Origin of the sequence: Terrabacter sp. C0L_2 (genome assembly GCF_036352015.1) — a bacterium.
Classification (GTDB): Bacteria; Actinomycetota; Actinomycetes; order Actinomycetales; family Dermatophilaceae; genus Terrabacter; species Terrabacter tumescens.
Window position 1 is genome coordinate 3,295,815 of sequence record NZ_CP143557.1, and the last position, 16,728, is coordinate 3,312,542.

The window sequence follows — 16,728 nt, forward strand, 5'->3', positions numbered from 1 at the left end:
CGGGCGGGCCTTCTCGTGCGTCCCCGTCACATCGTCGACTTGCCGCCGTTGACGCGGTAGACGTCGAAGACGCCGTCGATCTTGCGGACGGCCTTGATGACGTGGTCGAGGTGGGCCGGGTCGCCCATCTCGAAGGTGAAGCGCGAGATCGCCACCCGGTCGCGGGAGGTCTGCACCGACGCCGACAGGATGTTGACGTGCTGGTCCGACAGCACGCGGGTCACGTCGCTCAGCAGCCGGTTGCGGTCAAGGGCCTCGACCTGGAGCTGGACGAGGAAGACGCTGGCCGAGCTCGGCGCCCACTCGACGTCGATGAGCCGCTCGGGGTTGGCGGTCAGCTGGTCGGCGTTGGTGCAGTCGACGCGGTGGACCGAGACGCCGTTGCCGCGCGTCACGAAGCCGATGATCGGGTCACCCGGCACGGGCGTGCAGCACTTGGCGAGCTTGACCCACACGTCGGCCGTGCCGACGACGACGACGCCCGGGTCGCCCGGCTTGCGGCGGCTCGCGGCCCGCGTCGGGACGGTCGCCTCGGCGAGGTCCTCGGTCGCGCCGTCGACGCCGCCCATCGAGGCCACGACTTTGCCCACGACGTGCTGCGCGGACACGTGGCCCTCGCCGACGGCGGCATACAGCGCCTCGATGTCCTGGTAGCGCAGGTCGGTCGCCACGGCGGTCATCGACTCGTGGCTCATGAGCCGCTGGAGCGGGAGGTTCTGCTTGCGCAGCGCCTTGGCGATCGAGTCCTTGCCGGCCTCGATGGCCTCCTCGCGGCGCTCCTTGGAGAACCACTGCTTGATCTTGTTGCGCGCCCGCGGGCTCTTGACGAACTGGAGCCAGTCGCGCGAGGGCCCGGCGCCGTCGGCCTTGGACGTCAGCACCTCGACGACGTCGCCGTTCTCGAGCGTCGACTCGAGCGGGACGAGCCGGCCGTTGACGCGTGCGCCGATGCAGTGGTGGCCGACCTCGGTGTGGACGGCATACGCGAAGTCGACGGGCGTGCCGCCCATCGGCAGCGCGACGACCGACCCCTTCGGCGTGAAGACGTAGACCTCGCTGCTGCCCATCTCGAAGCGCAGGGAGTCGAGGAACTCGCCCGGGTCCTCGGTCTCGCGCTGCCAGTCGAGCAGCTGGCGCAGCCAGGCCATGTCGTTCTGCGGGGTGATCTCGCCGGGTCGCGCGGGACCGCCGCCGTTGCTCTGGTCCTTGTACTTCCAGTGCGCGGCGACGCCGTACTCGGCGCGGCGGTGCATGGTGTGCGTGCGGATCTGGATCTCGACCGGCTTGCCCTGCGGGCCGATGACCGTCGTGTGCAGCGACTGGTACATGTTGAACTTCGGCATCGCGATGTAGTCCTTGAACCGGCCCGGGACCGGGTTCCACCGCGAGTGGAGGGCGCCCAGCGCCGCGTAGCAGTCGCGCACCGTGTCGACGAGCACCCTGACCGCGACGAGGTCGTAGATCTCCTCGAAGTCGCGGCCCCGCACGATCATCTTCTGGTACACGGAGTAGTAGTGCTTGGGCCGGCCCGTCACGACGGCCTTGATCTTGGCCGCGGTGAGGTCTTCGGTCACCTGGCTGCGCACCCCCGCGAGGTACTCCTCCCGGGCCGGGGCGCGCTCGGCGACGAGGCGCACGATCTCGTCGTAGACCTTCGGGTAGAGCGTCGCGAACGAGAGGTCCTCGAGCTCCCACTTGATGGTGTTCATGCCGAGGCGGTGCGCGAGCGGGGCGTAGATCTCGAGCGTCTCGTTGGCCTTGCGCTTGGCCGACTCCGGGCTGACGTAGCGCCACGTGCGCGCGTTGTGGAGCCGGTCGGCGAGCTTGATGACGAGCACCCGGATGTCACGCGCCATCGCGATGACCATCTTGCGCACCGTCTCGGCCTGCGCGGCCTCGCCGTAGGTGACCTTGTCGAGCTTGGTCACCCCGTCGACGAGCATCGCGATCTCGTCGCCGAAGTCGCGTCGCAGCTCGTCGAGGCCGTATGCCGTGTCCTCGACGGTGTCGTGCAGCAGCGCCGCCGCCAGGGTGGGAGGGGTCATGCCGAGCTCGGCGAGGATCGTGGTCACGGCGAGCGGGTGCGTGATGTACGCGTCGCCGCTCTTGCGCATCTGGCCCTCGTGCGCGTGCTCGGCGACGGCATACGCCCGCTCGATGACCGACAGGTCGGCCTTCGGGTGGTTCTGGCGGACCGCCGTCATGAGCGGCTCGAGCACGGGGTTGCCGGCCGGCCGGGTGGCTCCGAAACGCGCGAAACGGGCGCGCACCCGCGACGGGGTGGACAGCTCGTTGCGGACGTCCTCGCTCATGAAGAGAGTCTAGGCGGTCCTTCCGAGATCACACCGTGAGGATGGCGTTGACCGGCCGGTCGGCGAGACGCTTGCGTCCCTCGAGGAAGCCGAGCTCGAGGACGACCTCGATCGCGGCGACCTTCGCGCCGGCCCGCTCGACGAGTAGCGCCGTCGCCTCGGCGGTGCCACCGGTCGCGAGGACGTCGTCGATGACGAGGACGCGCTGGCCCGGCTCGAAGGCGTCGGTGTGCACCTCGATCTCTGCCGTGCCGTACTCGAGGGCGTAGGACTCCTTCAGGGTCTCCCCCGGCAGCTTGCCGGCCTTGCGCACCGGGACCATGCCGAGGCCGAGCTCGTAGGCCACCGCGGCACCGAGGATGAAACCGCGCGCCTCGATGCCGACGATGACGTCCACCTGGCCCTGATAGCGCTTGGCGATGTCCCGCGTGAGCTCGCCCAGCGCGGGGCCATCGGCGATGAGCGGCGTGAAGTCCTTGAAGAGGACCCCGGGCTTCGGGAAATCCGGGATGTCGCGCAGCTTGCTCGCGACGAGGTCACTGATCTGGCTCACGCCGTCTCCTGAGGTGGTGGATCGTTCAGTGTCGCGACGGGTCAGCGTCGCGACTTCGGGGCGCGCTTGGGCTGGTTGCGCGGTCCCGCCTGGGCGTACTTGTGGACGGGGCGGGGCGATCCGTCGGCCTGCAGCGGGCTCGCCGCGTCGGCGGCCGCACCCGTGGTGTCGGCGCCGACGACGGCCGGCTCGAGCGCACCCTGGGGAGCGGGCACGTGCGGCTTGACGCCGTGCCGGGCGACGTACTTCTCGAGCTCACGCACGGCTGGCTCGTTGCGGCGCAGGTCCACGAGCAACGGGGTCGCGATGAAGATCGAGGAGTAGGCGCCGACCGCGATGCCGATGAAGAGCGCGAGCGACAGGTCGAGCAGCGTGCCCGGACCCAGCAGCGTGAAGCCGACGAAGAGCACGGCCGCGATCGGCAGCAGCGCGACGACGGTCGTGTTGATCGAGCGCACCAGCGTCTGGTTGACGGCGAGGTTGGCCGCCGCCGAGTAGGTCATGCGCTTGGTGCGGAACGCCTCGGTCGTGTTCTCGCGCACCTTGTCGAAGACGACGACGGTGTCGTAGAGCGAGTACCCGAGGATCGTCAGGAAGCCGATCATCGACGACGGCGTGATCTCGAAGCCGAAGAGGGCGTAGATCCCGACCGTGATGACGAGGTCGTGCAGCAGCGCCACGAGTCCCGAGACGGCCATCTTCCACGTGCGGAAGTAGAGGGCCATGACGATGGTCACGAGGATGAGGAAGACGATGAGTCCCCGGATCGCCTGCTGGCTGACCGACTGCCCCCAGCTCGGGCCGATGAGCGAGGCACTGACCGCGCCCTTGTCGACGCCGAACTCCTTCGCAAGGGCGGCGCTGGCCTCGTCCGTGCGGTCGGAAGCTGCCTCGGACTGCACACGGACGGTGTCCTGCCCGACGATCGTCGAGATGACGTTGCCCTCGATGCCGGCCTGGGAGATGGCCGACTGGGCCTTCTCCTCGTAGCCCTGGCTGTTCGTCACGCCCTGCACGCGGAACTCGGAACCACCGCTGAACTCGATGCCGAAGTTGAGGCCCCGGACGAAGATGCCGACGAGGGCCAGGGTGATGAGGACCGCCGAGACGGCGTACCACGTCTTCTGGCGCTTGATGAAGTCGATCGAGCGCTTGCCGGTGTAGAGGTCGTTGCCGACCTGGGCGAAGTTGATCATGCCTTTGCCTTCCCATCGGCGACGCGGGCCGAGCCCACGGTGGCGGGCGGGCGCTGGGCGCCGGGTGCCCCGAACTGGCCGCGCCCGCGGTAGCGGACCGACTCCTTCGCGCCGAGGCGCTGCGGGTCGAGACCCGACCACTTGTGCCCGTTGCCGAAGAACTCGGTGCGGGCCAGCAGCTGGACCATCGGGTGGGTGAAGAGCATGACGACGACGAGGTCGATGAGCGTCGTGAGGCCCAGGGTGAAGGCGAAGCCACGGACGTTGCTCGAGGCCAGGAAGTAGAGCACGCCGGCCGCGATGAAGTTCACGGCGTCGGCCGCGATGATCGTGCGTCGGGCGCGCTTCCAGCCGGTCTCCACGGCGGCGACGAGCGGACGACCGTCGCGCACCTCGTCACGGATGCGCTCGAAGTAGACGATGAAGCTGTCTGCCGTGACACCGATGGCCACGATGAGACCCGTCACCCCCGCCATCGTCAGGCGGAAGCCGTGCGTCGTCCCGAGCACCGTCACCGCGAGGTAGGTGATGACCGAGGCCACGACGAGCGAGGCCACCGTGACGAGTCCGAGCGCGCGGTACTGGATCAGCGAGTAGATGACGACGAGCAGCAGGCCGATGAAGCCGGCCAGCAGTCCGATGCGCAGCTGCTCCTCACCGAGCTGTGGCGTGATGTTGTCCTGGGTCTGCAGGGCGAACGAGATCGGCAGCGCGCCGAACTTCAGCTGCTCCGCGAGCTGCTTGGCCGAGTCGATGGTGAACGAGCCGGTGATCGACGCGCGTCCGTCGGTGATGACGGCCCGCGCCTGCGGCGCCGTGATGACGGCCTTGTCGAGCACGACGGCGAACTGGTCGAGCGGCGGCTGCGACTGCAGGCCGTAGAGGCGCTTGGTGACGGCGGCGAACTTGGCCTTGCCGGCGTCCTTGAAGGACAGCGCGACCTCGACGATGGAGGTGGGCTGGCCGTTGGGACCGGGCTGGTAGCCACTCGTCGCGTCGGCGATCTCGCTGCCGTCGATCTCGCTCGGGCCGAGGACGTACTTGGTGATGCGGTCCTCACCGCACGTGGCGATCGGCTGGGCCGGGTCGTCCTTGACGGCGTCGATGGCGCCGGGCTTGCCGCAGTTGAGCGCGACGTACTCCTTGGCGACCTTGGCCGCGGCCGCGTCGGCCTTGACCTTGTCCCAGCCGAGGCCCACGAGGCCGGTGCTGGCCTGGGCCTTGACCGCGGCCTCGGTCTCGGCCGGAGTCGGCGCCGGGGCCGTCTCGGTCGCGGACGGAGCCGGCGTGGTCGCGGTACCGGTCGGAGTGCCGGTGGGCGTGGCGGTCGGGGTGGCCGGCGTGGTGGCGGCTCGCAGCGCGTCGGGGACGACGCCGTTCTGCGCCGTGGCGGACGTCGAGGGGGTCGTGGTCGCCTTCGGCGTGCCGGTGCTCGTCGCCGTGCCCGAGGGCGTGCCCGTGGGGGTGCCGGTCGAGGTGCCGGTCGGCGTGCCGCTCGGGTTGACCTGCGCGGCGTTGGAGTCGAGCGCCTGCACGTAGACCGCGCGGAAGCGCAGCTGCGAGGGCTTCTTCAGCGCGTCGAGCTGCTCGGCGGTCGGCTGGCCGGGGATCGACACGACGATGCTGCGACCGCCCTGGGTCGTGATCTCGGCCTCGGAGACGCCGTTGGCGTCGATGCGCTGGCGGATGATGTCGACGGCCCGGTTGACCTGGCCCTCGCTGATCGTCTCGGTGCCGTTGAGCTGCGGCTGGAGCACGAGCTCCGTGCCGCCCTCGAGGTCGAGGCCGAGGCGCGGAGTCATCGACCCGTCGCCCCACTTGGCGAGGCCGGCGGTCAGTGCGCCGAGGCCGAGGATGACGACGATGAGCGCCAGGAGGCTGCGTCTCGCCGACTTCTTGGTGGAGCTGCGTGCCACGAAACCCTCACTGACCGTTCTGCTGGGAGCCCGGCGTGGTGCCGGGGGCGTCGTCCGACGCGACATCGGTGGCCGTGCTCGCGTTCGTCGCGGTCGTGCCGTCCGTGGCGTCCGTGTCGGCCTGCTTCATCGCGATGGCGCGGCGGTCGATCCGGATCGTGGTGCCCTCGGCGACCTCGAGCCAGGCGCTGGCGTCGTCGAGGTGCTTGACCGTGCCGTAGATCCCCGACGACGTGACGACGCGGTCGCCGACGTTGAGCGCCGAGCTGAAGTCGCGCATCTGCTTCATCCGCTTGTTCTGGGTGAAGAACAGCCAGCCCAGCAGCAGCAGGGGCAGGGCGAAAATCAGCAACGAGAAAGTCCCGTTGTTGTTCATGTCAGCTCAGTCCTTCGTGTCTTCGTCCGGTCGGTGCACATGCGCGCCACGCCCGTCGATCGGGTCGGATGTCGCGTCAACGACCAAGGGCACCGGATGGTGCCGCGGCAGCGGCGATGGTGCCCGCAGGAGTCTACGTGCGCCGGTGCAGTTTGTCAGACCGACTCGGGCCGTTGTGACGCGGGCGCGGGTCACGTTTTGGTCGCACTCGACAGGCCCCGGAGGGGCCCGACTCAGCCGTCGAAACGGGCTCCGCCGGCCTCGTCGATGGGCAGCGTGGCCGTCCACAGCGCCTGCGAGTCTAGCGGCGGGGTGAGCCCGAGGTGCTCCCACGCGAGGCCCGAGGCGGCGCGTCCGCGTGGCGTGCGCACCATGAAGCCCTCGCGCACGAGGTAGGGCTCGGCCACGGTCTCGACGGTGTCGGGCTCCTCCCCCACGGCGACGGCGAGCGTCGACAGGCCGACGGGGCCGCCGTTGAAGCGGCGGCAGAGCGCCTCGAGGACGGCGCGGTCGAGCCGGTCGAGGCCGCGCTCGTCGACGTCGAAGAGCTCGAGGGCCTGGCGCGCTGCCGTGTGCGTGACGCGGTCCTCGCCGTGCACCTGGGCCCAGTCGCGCACCCGGCGCAGCAGCCGGTTGGCGATGCGCGGGGTGCCTCGGGACCGCAGCGCGATCTCGCGGATGCCGTCGTCGTCGGCGTCGAGGCCGAGCAGGCGGGCCGACCGGTGCAGGATCGTCACCAGGTCGGCGGCGGCGTAGTAGTCGAGGTGCCCGGTGAAGCCGAAGCGGTCGCGCAGCGGGGCGGGCAGCAGGCCGGCACGGGTGGTGGCGCCGACGACGGTGAAGGGCGGCAGCTCGAGCGGGATCGCCGTGGCGCCGGGGCCCTTGCCGATGATGACGTCGACACGGAAGTCCTCCATGGCGAGGTAGAGCATCTCCTCGGCCGAGCGGGACATCCGGTGGATCTCGTCGAGGAAGAGCACCTCGCCCTCGGCCAGGGAGGACAGCACCGACGCGAGGTCGCCGGCGTGCTGGATGGCGGGACCGGACGTGATCCGGATGGGCTGCTCGAGCTCACCGGCGACGATCATCGCCAGGGTGGTCTTGCCCAGCCCGGGCGGACCGGACAGAAGGACGTGGTCGGGCGGGGTGCCACGCCGCTTGGCGGCCTTGAGCACGAGCCCGAGCTGGTCGCGCACGCGCGTCTGGCCCGGGAAGTCCTCAAGCCGCTTGGGGCGCAGGGCCGCCTCGACCTGCCGCTCGTCGGTGTCGCCGGCGGCGTCGACGATGCGGGCCGTCGCGTCGAAGGAGCCGTCGTCCCAGACGTCCGGGGCCTGCTCGAGCTCCCACGAGCGGTCGACGCTCATCGGCCGAGCTCCTGCAGGGCCGCGCGCAGCAGCGCGGACACCCCGGCGCCGTCGGCCGCGAGTGGCGCGACCTTGTCGAGGGCGTCGTCGGCCTGACGAGCGGTCCACCCGAGGCCGACGAGCGCCTCCCGGACCTGCTCGCGCCAGGCCTCGCCGGTGTCGAGGTGCACCGCCTCGGAATGGCCGGCCGAGCCCGGCAGCGCGCCGAGCTTGTCCTTGAGCTCGAGGACCATGCGCTCGGCGCCCTTCTTGCCGATGCCGGGCACCTTGGTCAGCGCGACGAGGTCGCCCGTGCCCAGGGCCACGCGCACCGCGTCGGGAGAGTGCACCGCGAGCACCGCGAGGGCGAGCCGCGGACCGACGCCCGAGACGGTCTGGACCGTCTCGAAGACGTGCTTCTCGTCGTCGGTGGCGAAGCCGTAGAGCGTCAGGGAGTCCTCGCGCACGACGAGGCTCGTGGCGAGCTCGGTGGGCTGCCCCAGCCGCACGGACGTCGCCGTGGCGGGGGTGGTGTGGACGAGCATGCCGACCCCGCCGACGCCGACGACGACGGAGTCGAGGCCGACCTTGAGGACGGTGCCGGAGAGCGAGGCGATCATCGGGGCTGGGCTCCAGGGTGCGGGGGTAGCGGTCGGGTGGTCCGGGCGGCGTCGCCGGGCTGGGTGGAGGCGGCACGGAGCCGCTGCACGGGTGGCGCCGCACCCGGGGGCACACGCCGGGGTATGCCGCTCCCCCGGTTGCCGGTGCGCGCGAGCACCTCGAGCCGTGCCTCCTCGAGACGGCTCTGGGTACCCCCGCGCCACACGTGGCAGATCGCGAGCGCGAGCGCGTCGGCGGCGTCGGCGGGCTTGGGTGGCGTGTCGAGTCCGAGCAGCCGGGTCACCATCGTGGTGACCTGCGCCTTGTCGGCCCGACCGCTGCCGCTGACCGCGGCCTTGACCTCGGTCGGGGTGTGCAGGGTGACCGGCAGGCCGAGCCGCTCGGCGATGATCATGACGATCCCCGTGACCTGCGCGGTGCCCATGACGGTGGAGACGTTGGTGTCGGCGAAGACCCGCTCGATGGCGACGGCCTCGGGACGGTGCCGGGCGAACCACTGGCGCATCTCGTCCTCGACCACCACGAGGCGTCGCGGCGTGGGGTCGGTGGACGGGGTGCGGATGACGCCCACCTCGACGAGGGAGAGCTTGCGACCCGGGACGCCGTCGACGACGCCTACGCCGCACCGCGTGAGCCCGGGGTCGACCGCGAGGACGCGCACGGCATACCTCCAGGTCTGTGGGCGGGGCGGACGATCCGAACAGGTGTTCGGGACAACGCTAGCCGCGCTCCCCCGAAAGCACGGGAGGCACGCCGGTCCCGGCGTGCCTCCCGTGCTGCGGCTGGTGCCGTCTGGTGTGGCTCAGTCCTCGTCCTCGTCGAGCTGCGCGAGCACGTCGTCGGGGATGTCGCCGTTGGCGAAGACGTTCTGCACGTCGTCGCTGTCCTCGAGCGCCTCGATGACGCGGATCATCTTGCGCGCACCGTCGAGGTCGAGCGGGACCTGCAGGTTCGGGACGAACGACGCCTCGGCCGACTCGTAGTCGATGCCGGCGTCCTGGATGGCCTTGCGAACCGCGACGAAGTCGGTGGCCTCGGAGATGATCTCCCACGTGTCGCCGTTGTCGTTGACCTCCTCGGCCCCCGCCTCGAGCACGACCTCGAGGATGTCGTCCTCGGAGCCGGCGTCCTTGAGGACAGTGACGACACCCTTGCGGTTGAAGACGTAGGACACCGAGCCCGGGTCGGCGAGCTGGCCGCCGTTGCGGGTCAGGGCCGTGCGCACCTCGGCGGCGGCACGGTTGCGGTTGTCGGTGAGGCACTCGATGAGCACGGCGACGCCGTTGGGGGCGTAGCCCTCGTACATGATCGTCTGCCAGTCGGCCGCGCCCGCCTCGGCACCCGATGCGCGCTTGACCGCGCGGTCGATGTTGTCGTTGGGGACCGAGGTCTTCTTCGCCTTCTGGATGGCGTCGTAGAGCGTCGGGTTGCCCGCGGGGTCGGCGCCGCCCTGGCGGGCCGCGACCTCGATGTTCTTGATGAGCTTGGCGAAGAGCTTGCCGCGCTTGGCGTCCTTGGCCGCCTTCTGGTGCTTCGTGGTGGCCCATTTGGAGTGGCCGCTCATGCAGTGTCCTCGCGTTCCGGTGACTGGCGTGCACCCGACTGCTGGAGTCGGTGCGCTCTGACGATCGAGACGAACTCGGCGTGGATCCGGCGATCGGCCCCCACCTCAGGGTGGAAGGACGTGGCCATGAGGTTGCCCTGCCGGACCGCGACGATCCTACCGGCGGCCGCGCCCTCGCTCACGCGGGCGAGCACCTGGACGTCCGGACCGGCCTGCTCGACCCACGGTGCGCGGATGAAGACGGCGTGCACGGTGCCGGTCGAAGCCGGCGGCGTCGCATCGCTCCACGCGTAGTCGAGGTCCTGCTCGAAGGAGTCGACCTGTCGGCCGAAGGCGTTGCGTCGCACCGTGATGTCGAGCCCGCCGAGGGTCTGCTGGTCGGGCCGGCCGTCGGCGATGCGGTCGGCGAGCATGATCATGCCGGCGCACGAGCCGTAGACCGGCAGCCCCTCGGAGATCCGGCGCACGAGCGGCTCGCGCAGGTCGAAGGCGCGGACGAGCTTGTCCATCACCGTCGACTCGCCGCCGGGGATCACGAGGCCGTCGACCTGCTCGACCTCTGCCGGGCGGCGGACCGTGACGGTCTCGGCCCCGAGGGCGGTCAGTGCCGCGAGGTGCTCGCGCACGTCGCCCTGGACAGCGAGGACCCCGATCCGGGGTCGCCCACCGGCGTCGCCGGTGTCGCTGACGCCGCCCGTCGGGTCGTCGGCCTGCGGCGGCGGGGCGGGACTCGGGGGCGTACCGGTGGTCGTGGTCGTGCTCACCGGCCAAGCCTAGAGCGCCGGCGTCGAGGTCACGGCCACGGGTCGGCGCACCGGGAGCGTCTGGCATACGAGACGGCAGCGGGACCGGCCCTGACGTCGGCGGGACCCGAACGGATACGTTGCGCCCATGACGACGGTGCACACCCATGACGACCTGATCGCCCGCGCTGCGGAGTCCGACGACGCCTCACCCCTGCGCGACGCGCGAGAGCTCTTCTCCCTCCCCGACGACGTCATCTACCTCGACGGCAACTCGCTCGGTGCGCTGCCGAAGGCCGTGCCCGCGGTCGTCGACGACGTGATGCACCGACAGTGGGGCGAGCGGCTGATCCGGTCGTGGAACGAGGCCGACTGGTGGGGCGCGCAGACCCGCGTCGGCGACATCGTGGGGCGGCTCGTCGGTGCCGCACCGGGCCAGGTCGTCGTCACCGACTCGACGTCCGTCAACCTCTTCAAGGCCGTCATCGGCGCGGGACGCCTGCGGCCGGGTCGCACCGTGGTGCTCACCGACCCCGACTCGTTCCCGACCGACCTCTACATGACCGAGTCCGCCGCCGCGCTCGCCGGCCTGGAGGTGCGCCGGGTGCACCCGCGAGACGCGGTCGCGGCGATCGCCGAGGTCGGCGACGCCCTGGCCCTCGCGTCCTACTCGAGCGTCGACTACCGCACGGGCGAGCTGTGGGACCTGCGCGCCGTCACCGAGGCCGCCCACGCGGTCGGCGCGCTCGCGTGCTGGGACCTGTGCCACTCCGCGGGGGTCATCGAGGTCGACCTCGACGCGGGAGGTGCGGACCTGGCGATCGGCTGTGGCTACAAGTACCTCAACGGCGGCCCCGGCGCCCCGGCGTTCCTCTACGTCGCGACCCGCCACCAGGACGACTTCGACCAGCCGCTGACCGGCTGGCAGGGTCACGCCCACCCCTTCGAGATGCGACCCGACTACGAGCCGGCGCCCGGCATCACCCGCGCCCGGGTGGGCACCCCGCCCCTGCTGTCGGTGCTCGCCCTCGAGGCGGCGCTCACGGCATACGACGGCTACTCCCCCGCCGACGTGCGTGCGGCGTCCCTGTCGGTGACGGGCACCTTCATCGAGGCGCTCGACACCCTCGGCGTGGACCTGCCCCTCGCCACGCCGCGCGACCCCGAGCGGCGCGGGTCGCAGGTCTCGCTGCGTCACCCGCAGGCCTTCGCCGTCGTCCAGGCGCTCATCGCCCGCGGCGTCATCGGCGACTTCCGCGAGCCCGACATCATCCGGCTCGGCTTCGCACCGCTCTACGTCACGCACGTCGACGCGGTGCGGGCAGCCGTGCACGTCAAGGAGGTTCTCGACGGACGCGAGTTCGAGCGCCCGGAGTTCGCCGAGCGCGGCGCCGTCACCTGACACGTCGTGCGGCGGATGGTCCTGCGTCCGGTGGGGTGATCACCACAACGGACGCAGGATCATCCGCTGATCGATCCCGGTGGCAGTCGGCGCAGTGCCGCCCCACCAGCACGTCGACGTTGTCGCTTCGCCTGTGCCAGCGCCCACCCCACCCAGGAGGGACGGACGTGCGTATGCCGCCGCGCCCGGTGGGCACGACGGCATACGTCAGCGGGTGGCTGGGTGGCCGGAGGTCACCAACCGCGCTCGGCGAGCCGGTGCGGCTGCGGGATCTCGTCGACGTTGATGCCGACCATCGCCTCGCCGAGGCCGCGGGAGACCTTGGCGATGACGTCGGGGTCGTCGTGGAAGGTCGTCGCCTTGACGATGGCCTCGGCGCGCTGGGCCGGGTTGCCCGACTTGAAGATGCCGGAGCCGACGAAGACGCCCTCGGCGCCGAGCTGCATCATCATGGCGGCGTCGGCGGGGGTGGCGATGCCACCGGCCGTGAAGAGCACGACGGGCAGCTTGCCGGCCTCGGCGACCTCCTTGACGAGCTCGTAGGGGGCCTGGAGCTCCTTGGCCGCGACGTAGAGCTCGTCGGGGCTCATCGAGCGCAGGCGGTTGATCTCGGCGCGCAGCGTGCGCATGTGCGTCGTCGCGTTGGAGACGTCACCCGTGCCGGCCTCGCCCTTGGAGCGGATCATCGCCGCGCCCTCGGTGATGCGGCGCAGGGCTTCGCCGAGGTTGGTCGCGCCGCAGACGAAGGGCACCGTGAACTGCCACTTGTCGATGTGGTTGGCGTAGTCGGCCGGGGTCAGCACCTCGGACTCGTCGATGTAGTCGACGCCGAGGCTCTGCAGCACCTGGGCCTCGACGAAGTGGCCGATGCGGGCCTTGGCCATGACGGGGATCGAGACGGCCTCGATGATGCTGTCGATCATGTCGGGGTCGCTCATCCGCGACACGCCGCCCTGGGCGCGGATGTCGGCGGGGACCCGCTCGAGTGCCATGACGGCGACGGCGCCGGCGTCCTCGGCGATCTTGGCCTGCTCGGCCGTGACGACGTCCATGATGACGCCGCCCTTGAGCATCTCGGCCATGCCGCGCTTGACGCGCGTCGTGCCGGTGGAGCCCGCTGCCTGCTGGTCAGCCGCGGGCGTGCTGCCCGTGGTCGGGGTGGTGCTCACGATGTCCTGCTTTCCCGTGATCTGGGTGTTGGGGTTGCCTCAAAGCGTAGGCCCACGAGAGCGCCGCCCACGACCGGGCCCTGGACCGCGCACGACCGGGTCCGGTCGGCGGCGACCTGCTGTGATACGCGTCAGGCGACGGTGAGGTGCTCGGGCGACTCGTCGTTGAACTCGACGGTGTGCGGCAGCGGCGTGTAGCCGGCCAGGTGGAAGAGCCGGATCGTCCACTTGCGGCGCACGCGGCGCACGTCGGTCACCGCGTCGTTGTGGAAGCGCCGGGCGAGCTGGACCCGCAGGCACGCCGACGACAGGCGCGCGAGCACGTCCTCACCCAGCGCGGTGGAGCGCAGCGAGCTGACGGTCTCGGGGGTGAGCGCGAGGTCGAGGGCGTCGGTCAGGTCGTTCTCGGCCAGCTCACGGGCCTCGCCGTGCTCCGACGGCGCCTCGAGGGACTCGGCCGCGGCGTTGGCCAGGATGAGCGAGGTCGCACCGTCGAGCAGCCCGCTGTTCGCGAGCTCGACGGCCGCCTCGGCCCGGCGCACGAGCCGCGCGTCGAGTGCGGCGAGCGTGCCGCTCAGCCGCACGTGCAGGCGGTCGAGCCGGGCGGCGGTGTAGGAGAGGTACCAGGCGATGACGACGAGGACGAAGAGGACCGCGAAGACCCACGAGAGGATCTCGCTCATCGGGCACCCCCGCGCAGGAACCGGTTCCAGCGACCCTGCGGCTGCCAGTCGGCGGCCGCGCGTCCCTCGATGACCGTCTCGTAGACGGCGAGGATCTCGTCGGCCACGACCGACCAGTCGAACAGGCGGGCACGGCGCTGACCGGCCTCTGCGAGCTCGGCCCGCCTGTCCGGGCGGCGGAGCAGGTCGACGAGCGTGCGCGCCAGGTCGTGCGGGTCCTCGTTGGCGAACATGGCGCCCGCCGTGCCGCCGTCGAGGACGCGGGAGAACGCCGAGAGGTCGCTGGCGAGCACGCAGGCACCGGCGCTCATCGCCTCGATGAGGATGATGCCGAAGCTCTCGCCCCCGGTGTTGGGCGCGACGTAGACGTCGACCGACGCCAGGAGCGAGGCCTTGTCGTCGTCGGAGACCGACCCGAGGAACTCGCACGCGGCGGCGACCTCCGGCGGCCAGCCCTCGGTCACCTCCTCCGGGTCGCCGGGTCCGGCCACGAGGACCCTGAGGCCGGGCACCGAGCGCAGCACCTCGGGCAAGGCGGCGGCGAGGACCGGCAGCCCCTTGCGCGGCTCGCCCATCCGGCCGAGGAACGCGATGGTGGGCGAGGCAGGGGTGCCGATCCACGCCGAGCGGCGCGGGGCCTCGGCGAACCGGTCGACGTAGACGCCGTTGGGGATGACGACGGCGTCGCCGCCGACGTGGGTCGTGACGGTGCGGCGGGCGTCCTCGCTCACGGCGATGCGGCCCGAGATCTTCTCGAGGCTCGGCCGGATGATGGGGTAGGCCGTCTGCATCGTCCGCGACCGCAGCATCGAGGTGTGGAAGGTCGCCACGATCGGCCCCTCGGCCGCCATGAGGGCCAGCACGCTGATGCTCGGGGTGACGGGCTCGTGCAGGTGCAGCACGTCGAAGTTGCCGGCATCGAGCCACCGGCCCACCTTCGCGGCCGTCACCGGCCCGAAGTTGAGCCGCGCGACCGAGCCGTTGTAGCGGACGGCCGTGGCGCGTCCGGCGGAGGTGACGTAGTCGGGCAGCTCGGTCTCGCTGTCGGCCGGCGCGAGCACCGACACCTCGTGCCCCTGTGCGATGAGGTGCTCGGCGAGGTCCCGGACGTGGAACTGCACTCCGCCGGGCACGTCGAACGAGTAGGGGCACACGATCCCGATCCTCACGGCGTCGCGCCTGCGACGGGTTCCGACGCCGCGGGGGCCGCTGGAGCTGAGGCGGCCGAGGCGGAGGGCTTCACGGGCGCGGCGAGGTCGTCGACGAAGACCCGCTGCAGCATGTGCCAGCTCGACGTGTGCTCGCGGATCGTCACGGCGAGGTGGTCGGCGCACTGCTGGATGAGGTCCGCCGCGCGAACGGCCGTGGTGCCCTGCACCCGCGGCACGAGCCGTTCGCTGAACTCGATGACCGTGCGGTGGCCGCCGAGCCCCTCGCCCGCGGGCGCCGGCTCGTACCAGATCCGGGCGGCGTAGAGCGGCGCGCCGGTCATGAGCGACAGGACCGCCGGCCCCTTGGCCATGCGGGCGCGGTGGCCGAGCAGGTCGACCTCGACCCCGCCGTTGGTCAGGTCGCGGTCGGCGGCGAGCGCGATCATCCGGCCCCCGCCGCGAGCGGCGTCGAGGAGCCCGTGGAACGGGTCATCTCCCCCGGTGAGCGGGATGATGTCCATGTCGATGCTGCGCCGGAAGGCGACGAACTCCTGGAAGACCTCCTCGGGCTTGAGCCGCTCCGCGACCGTCGTCACCGGCATGAGGTTGCCGGCGGACCAGGCGGCCGCGAGGTCGAAGTTGCCGAGGTGACCCACGAACGCGATGACGGCCTCGCCGCGGGCGCACAGCTCCCGCACCTCGGCGTCGCCGCGCACGACGACCGCGCCGTCGACCTGCGCCCGCGAGAGCGACGGGAGCCGGAAGGCCTCGCAGTAGTAGCGCATGTACGAGCGCATCCCCTGGCGCACGAGCGTGTCGAGCTCGGCCTCGGACAGCTCGGGGCGCACCCGTGAGTAGTTCGAGCGCAGGCGCCGGATGCCCTTGCCGTCCCGCCGCACCGCGACGTCCGCGACGCGGTCGAAGAGGGCGTATGCCGCCCGCTCCGGGAGGGCGCGTACGACCGACCACCCGAGCTTGAAGCCGACGACGCTCACCGCGTCGGTCGCCCGGCGGGGCAGGCCGGTCACGCGCCCACCTCACCGGAGGCGAGTGCCTGACGGCGCACGGTCAGCATCCGCTGCAGCACGGTGACGAAGCTGGCGACGGCGAGCAGGCCCAGGACGACGCCGAGCAGGACGGTCGAGCCGAAGAGGTCGGCGAAGAAGGCCGCGACGAGCACGGCGACGAGCCGGTCCGCACGCTCGGCGATGCCGACGTTGGCGGTGTAGCCGAGGCCCTCGGCGCGGGCCTTGGCGTAGGACACGACGCTGCCGAGGATGAGGCAGCTGAGGGCCAGCCCGGCCATGAGCTGGTTGTTGCCGCGGCCGGCGTAGTAGAGGACGAGGCCACCGAAGATCGCGGCGTCGCCCACACGGTCGAGCGTCGAGTCGAGGTAGGCGCCCCACTTGCTGGACCGGCCGGACTCGCGCGCCATGATGCCGTCGACGTTGTCGGAGAAGACGAAGGCCGTGATGACGAGCACCCCGACCCAGATCTCGCCGCGAGGGAAGAAGGCGAGCGCCCCGACGCACACCCCGAGGGTGCCGACGATCGTGACGATGTCGGGGCTGATGCCGAGCCGGAGGAACAGGTGGGCGATCGGACCGAGGATCTTGGTCATCGACGCACGCAGGAGTCTGTTGAGCATGGTGGCAACAGCGTACTGACCGCGCGGGGTGCGCGGCCCCCGCGCTCGCGT

16 protein-coding genes are annotated in these 16,728 nt (G+C 71.4%); 1 reads left to right on the forward strand and 15 read right to left on the reverse strand.

Features of this window, described 5'->3' with window-relative positions; translation table 11 throughout:
• Positions 1-26 precede the first annotated feature (26 nt).
• The 10 genes from U5C87_RS15050 to pdxT all read right to left on the reverse strand — a co-directional run bounded on the left by U5C87_RS15050 (position 27) and on the right by pdxT (position 10,534).
• A complete protein-coding gene (locus U5C87_RS15050; RefSeq protein WP_330473339.1) occupies positions 27-2,312 on the reverse strand; it encodes a RelA/SpoT family protein in 2,286 nt (761 codons plus the stop codon).
• 28 nt (positions 2,313-2,340) lie between these two features.
• The gene (locus U5C87_RS15055; protein WP_330473340.1) at positions 2,341-2,865 is read right to left on the reverse strand and encodes an adenine phosphoribosyltransferase; all 525 of its coding nucleotides are present in this window, start codon (positions 2,863-2,865) and stop codon (positions 2,341-2,343) included.
• 41 nt (positions 2,866-2,906) lie between these two features.
• Positions 2,907-4,061 carry a protein translocase subunit SecF gene (secF, locus tag U5C87_RS15060; protein WP_330473341.1) on the reverse strand — a complete coding sequence of 385 codons (1,155 nt, stop codon included), beginning with the start codon at positions 4,059-4,061 and terminating at the stop codon, positions 2,907-2,909.
• On the reverse strand, positions 4,058-5,977 hold the full coding sequence (secD, locus tag U5C87_RS15065) for a protein translocase subunit SecD (RefSeq protein ID WP_330473342.1): 1,920 nt from the start codon (positions 5,975-5,977) through the stop codon (positions 4,058-4,060). The genes secF and secD overlap by 4 nt, the downstream gene beginning before the upstream one ends.
• A gap of 7 nt (positions 5,978-5,984) precedes the next feature.
• Complete coding sequence (yajC, locus tag U5C87_RS15070; RefSeq protein WP_330473343.1) at positions 5,985-6,353, reverse strand: preprotein translocase subunit YajC; 369 nt, start codon at positions 6,351-6,353, stop codon at positions 5,985-5,987.
• A 233-nt stretch (positions 6,354-6,586) separates the two neighbouring features.
• The gene (gene ruvB / locus U5C87_RS15075; RefSeq protein ID WP_030146155.1) at positions 6,587-7,717 is read right to left on the reverse strand and encodes a Holliday junction branch migration DNA helicase RuvB; all 1,131 of its coding nucleotides are present in this window, start codon (positions 7,715-7,717) and stop codon (positions 6,587-6,589) included.
• A complete protein-coding gene (gene ruvA / locus U5C87_RS15080) occupies positions 7,714-8,316 on the reverse strand; it encodes a Holliday junction branch migration protein RuvA (RefSeq protein WP_030146156.1) in 603 nt (200 codons plus the stop codon). The genes ruvB and ruvA overlap by 4 nt, the downstream gene beginning before the upstream one ends.
• Positions 8,313-8,978, reverse strand: a complete 666-nt coding sequence (gene ruvC, locus U5C87_RS15085; protein ID WP_330473344.1) for a crossover junction endodeoxyribonuclease RuvC — start codon at positions 8,976-8,978, stop codon at positions 8,313-8,315. Before ruvC ends, ruvA begins: the two co-directional genes overlap by 4 nt.
• 141 nt (positions 8,979-9,119) lie before the next feature.
• Positions 9,120-9,881, reverse strand: a complete 762-nt coding sequence (locus U5C87_RS15090) for a YebC/PmpR family DNA-binding transcriptional regulator (protein WP_030146158.1) — start codon at positions 9,879-9,881, stop codon at positions 9,120-9,122.
• Entirely contained in the window at positions 9,878-10,534 is a 657-nt protein-coding gene (pdxT, locus tag U5C87_RS15095) for a pyridoxal 5'-phosphate synthase glutaminase subunit PdxT (RefSeq protein WP_330476701.1), read from the reverse strand. Before pdxT ends, U5C87_RS15090 begins: the two co-directional genes overlap by 4 nt.
• Before the next feature lie 238 nt (positions 10,535-10,772).
• Here pdxT and kynU point away from each other — a divergent pair, with 238 nt between their 5' ends.
• Entirely contained in the window at positions 10,773-12,026 is a 1,254-nt protein-coding gene (gene kynU / locus U5C87_RS15100; protein WP_330473345.1) for a kynureninase, read from the forward strand.
• Between the two features lie 233 nt (positions 12,027-12,259).
• Here the strand turns inward: kynU and pdxS are convergent, their stop codons facing one another.
• From pdxS to pgsA, 5 genes are all read right to left on the reverse strand, one after another.
• A complete protein-coding gene (gene pdxS, locus U5C87_RS15105; protein WP_229674830.1) occupies positions 12,260-13,108 on the reverse strand; it encodes a pyridoxal 5'-phosphate synthase lyase subunit PdxS in 849 nt (282 codons plus the stop codon).
• 218 nt (positions 13,109-13,326) lie between these two features.
• A complete protein-coding gene (locus U5C87_RS15110) occupies positions 13,327-13,878 on the reverse strand; it encodes a hypothetical protein (protein ID WP_330473346.1) in 552 nt (183 codons plus the stop codon).
• Entirely contained in the window at positions 13,875-15,047 is a 1,173-nt protein-coding gene (locus tag U5C87_RS15115; protein ID WP_330473347.1) for a glycosyltransferase family 4 protein, read from the reverse strand. The genes U5C87_RS15110 and U5C87_RS15115 overlap by 4 nt, the downstream gene beginning before the upstream one ends.
• Complete coding sequence (locus tag U5C87_RS15120; protein WP_330473348.1) at positions 15,044-16,057, reverse strand: phosphatidylinositol mannoside acyltransferase; 1,014 nt, start codon at positions 16,055-16,057, stop codon at positions 15,044-15,046. The genes U5C87_RS15115 and U5C87_RS15120 overlap by 4 nt, the downstream gene beginning before the upstream one ends.
• Complete coding sequence (pgsA, locus tag U5C87_RS15125) at positions 16,054-16,677, reverse strand: phosphatidylinositol phosphate synthase (protein ID WP_030146166.1); 624 nt, start codon at positions 16,675-16,677, stop codon at positions 16,054-16,056. The genes U5C87_RS15120 and pgsA overlap by 4 nt, the downstream gene beginning before the upstream one ends.
• Positions 16,678-16,728: the final 51 nt, after the last annotated feature.

What these genes read in the sequence shown, in the direction of transcription:
- U5C87_RS15050 (WP_330473339.1), bottom strand. Translation starts at nt 2,312, where the DNA reads ATGAGCGAGGACGTCCGCAACGAGCTGTCCACCCCGTCGCGGGTGCGC.
- secF (WP_330473341.1), bottom strand. Translation starts at nt 4,061, where the DNA reads ATGATCAACTTCGCCCAGGTCGGCAACGACCTCTACACCGGCAAGCGC.
- yajC (WP_330473343.1), bottom strand. Translation starts at nt 6,353, where the DNA reads ATGAACAACAACGGGACTTTCTCGTTGCTGATTTTCGCCCTGCCCCTG.
- ruvB (WP_030146155.1), bottom strand. Translation starts at nt 7,717, where the DNA reads ATGAGCGTCGACCGCTCGTGGGAGCTCGAGCAGGCCCCGGACGTCTGG.
- ruvA (WP_030146156.1), bottom strand. Translation starts at nt 8,316, where the DNA reads ATGATCGCCTCGCTCTCCGGCACCGTCCTCAAGGTCGGCCTCGACTCC.
- U5C87_RS15090 (WP_030146158.1), bottom strand. Translation starts at nt 9,881, where the DNA reads ATGAGCGGCCACTCCAAATGGGCCACCACGAAGCACCAGAAGGCGGCC.
- kynU (WP_330473345.1), top strand. Translation starts at nt 10,773, where the DNA reads ATGACGACGGTGCACACCCATGACGACCTGATCGCCCGCGCTGCGGAG.
- pdxS (WP_229674830.1), bottom strand. Translation starts at nt 13,108, where the DNA reads ATGGCCGAGATGCTCAAGGGCGGCGTCATCATGGACGTCGTCACGGCC.
- U5C87_RS15110 (WP_330473346.1), bottom strand. Translation starts at nt 13,878, where the DNA reads ATGAGCGAGATCCTCTCGTGGGTCTTCGCGGTCCTCTTCGTCCTCGTC.
- pgsA (WP_030146166.1), bottom strand. Translation starts at nt 16,677, where the DNA reads ATGCTCAACAGACTCCTGCGTGCGTCGATGACCAAGATCCTCGGTCCG.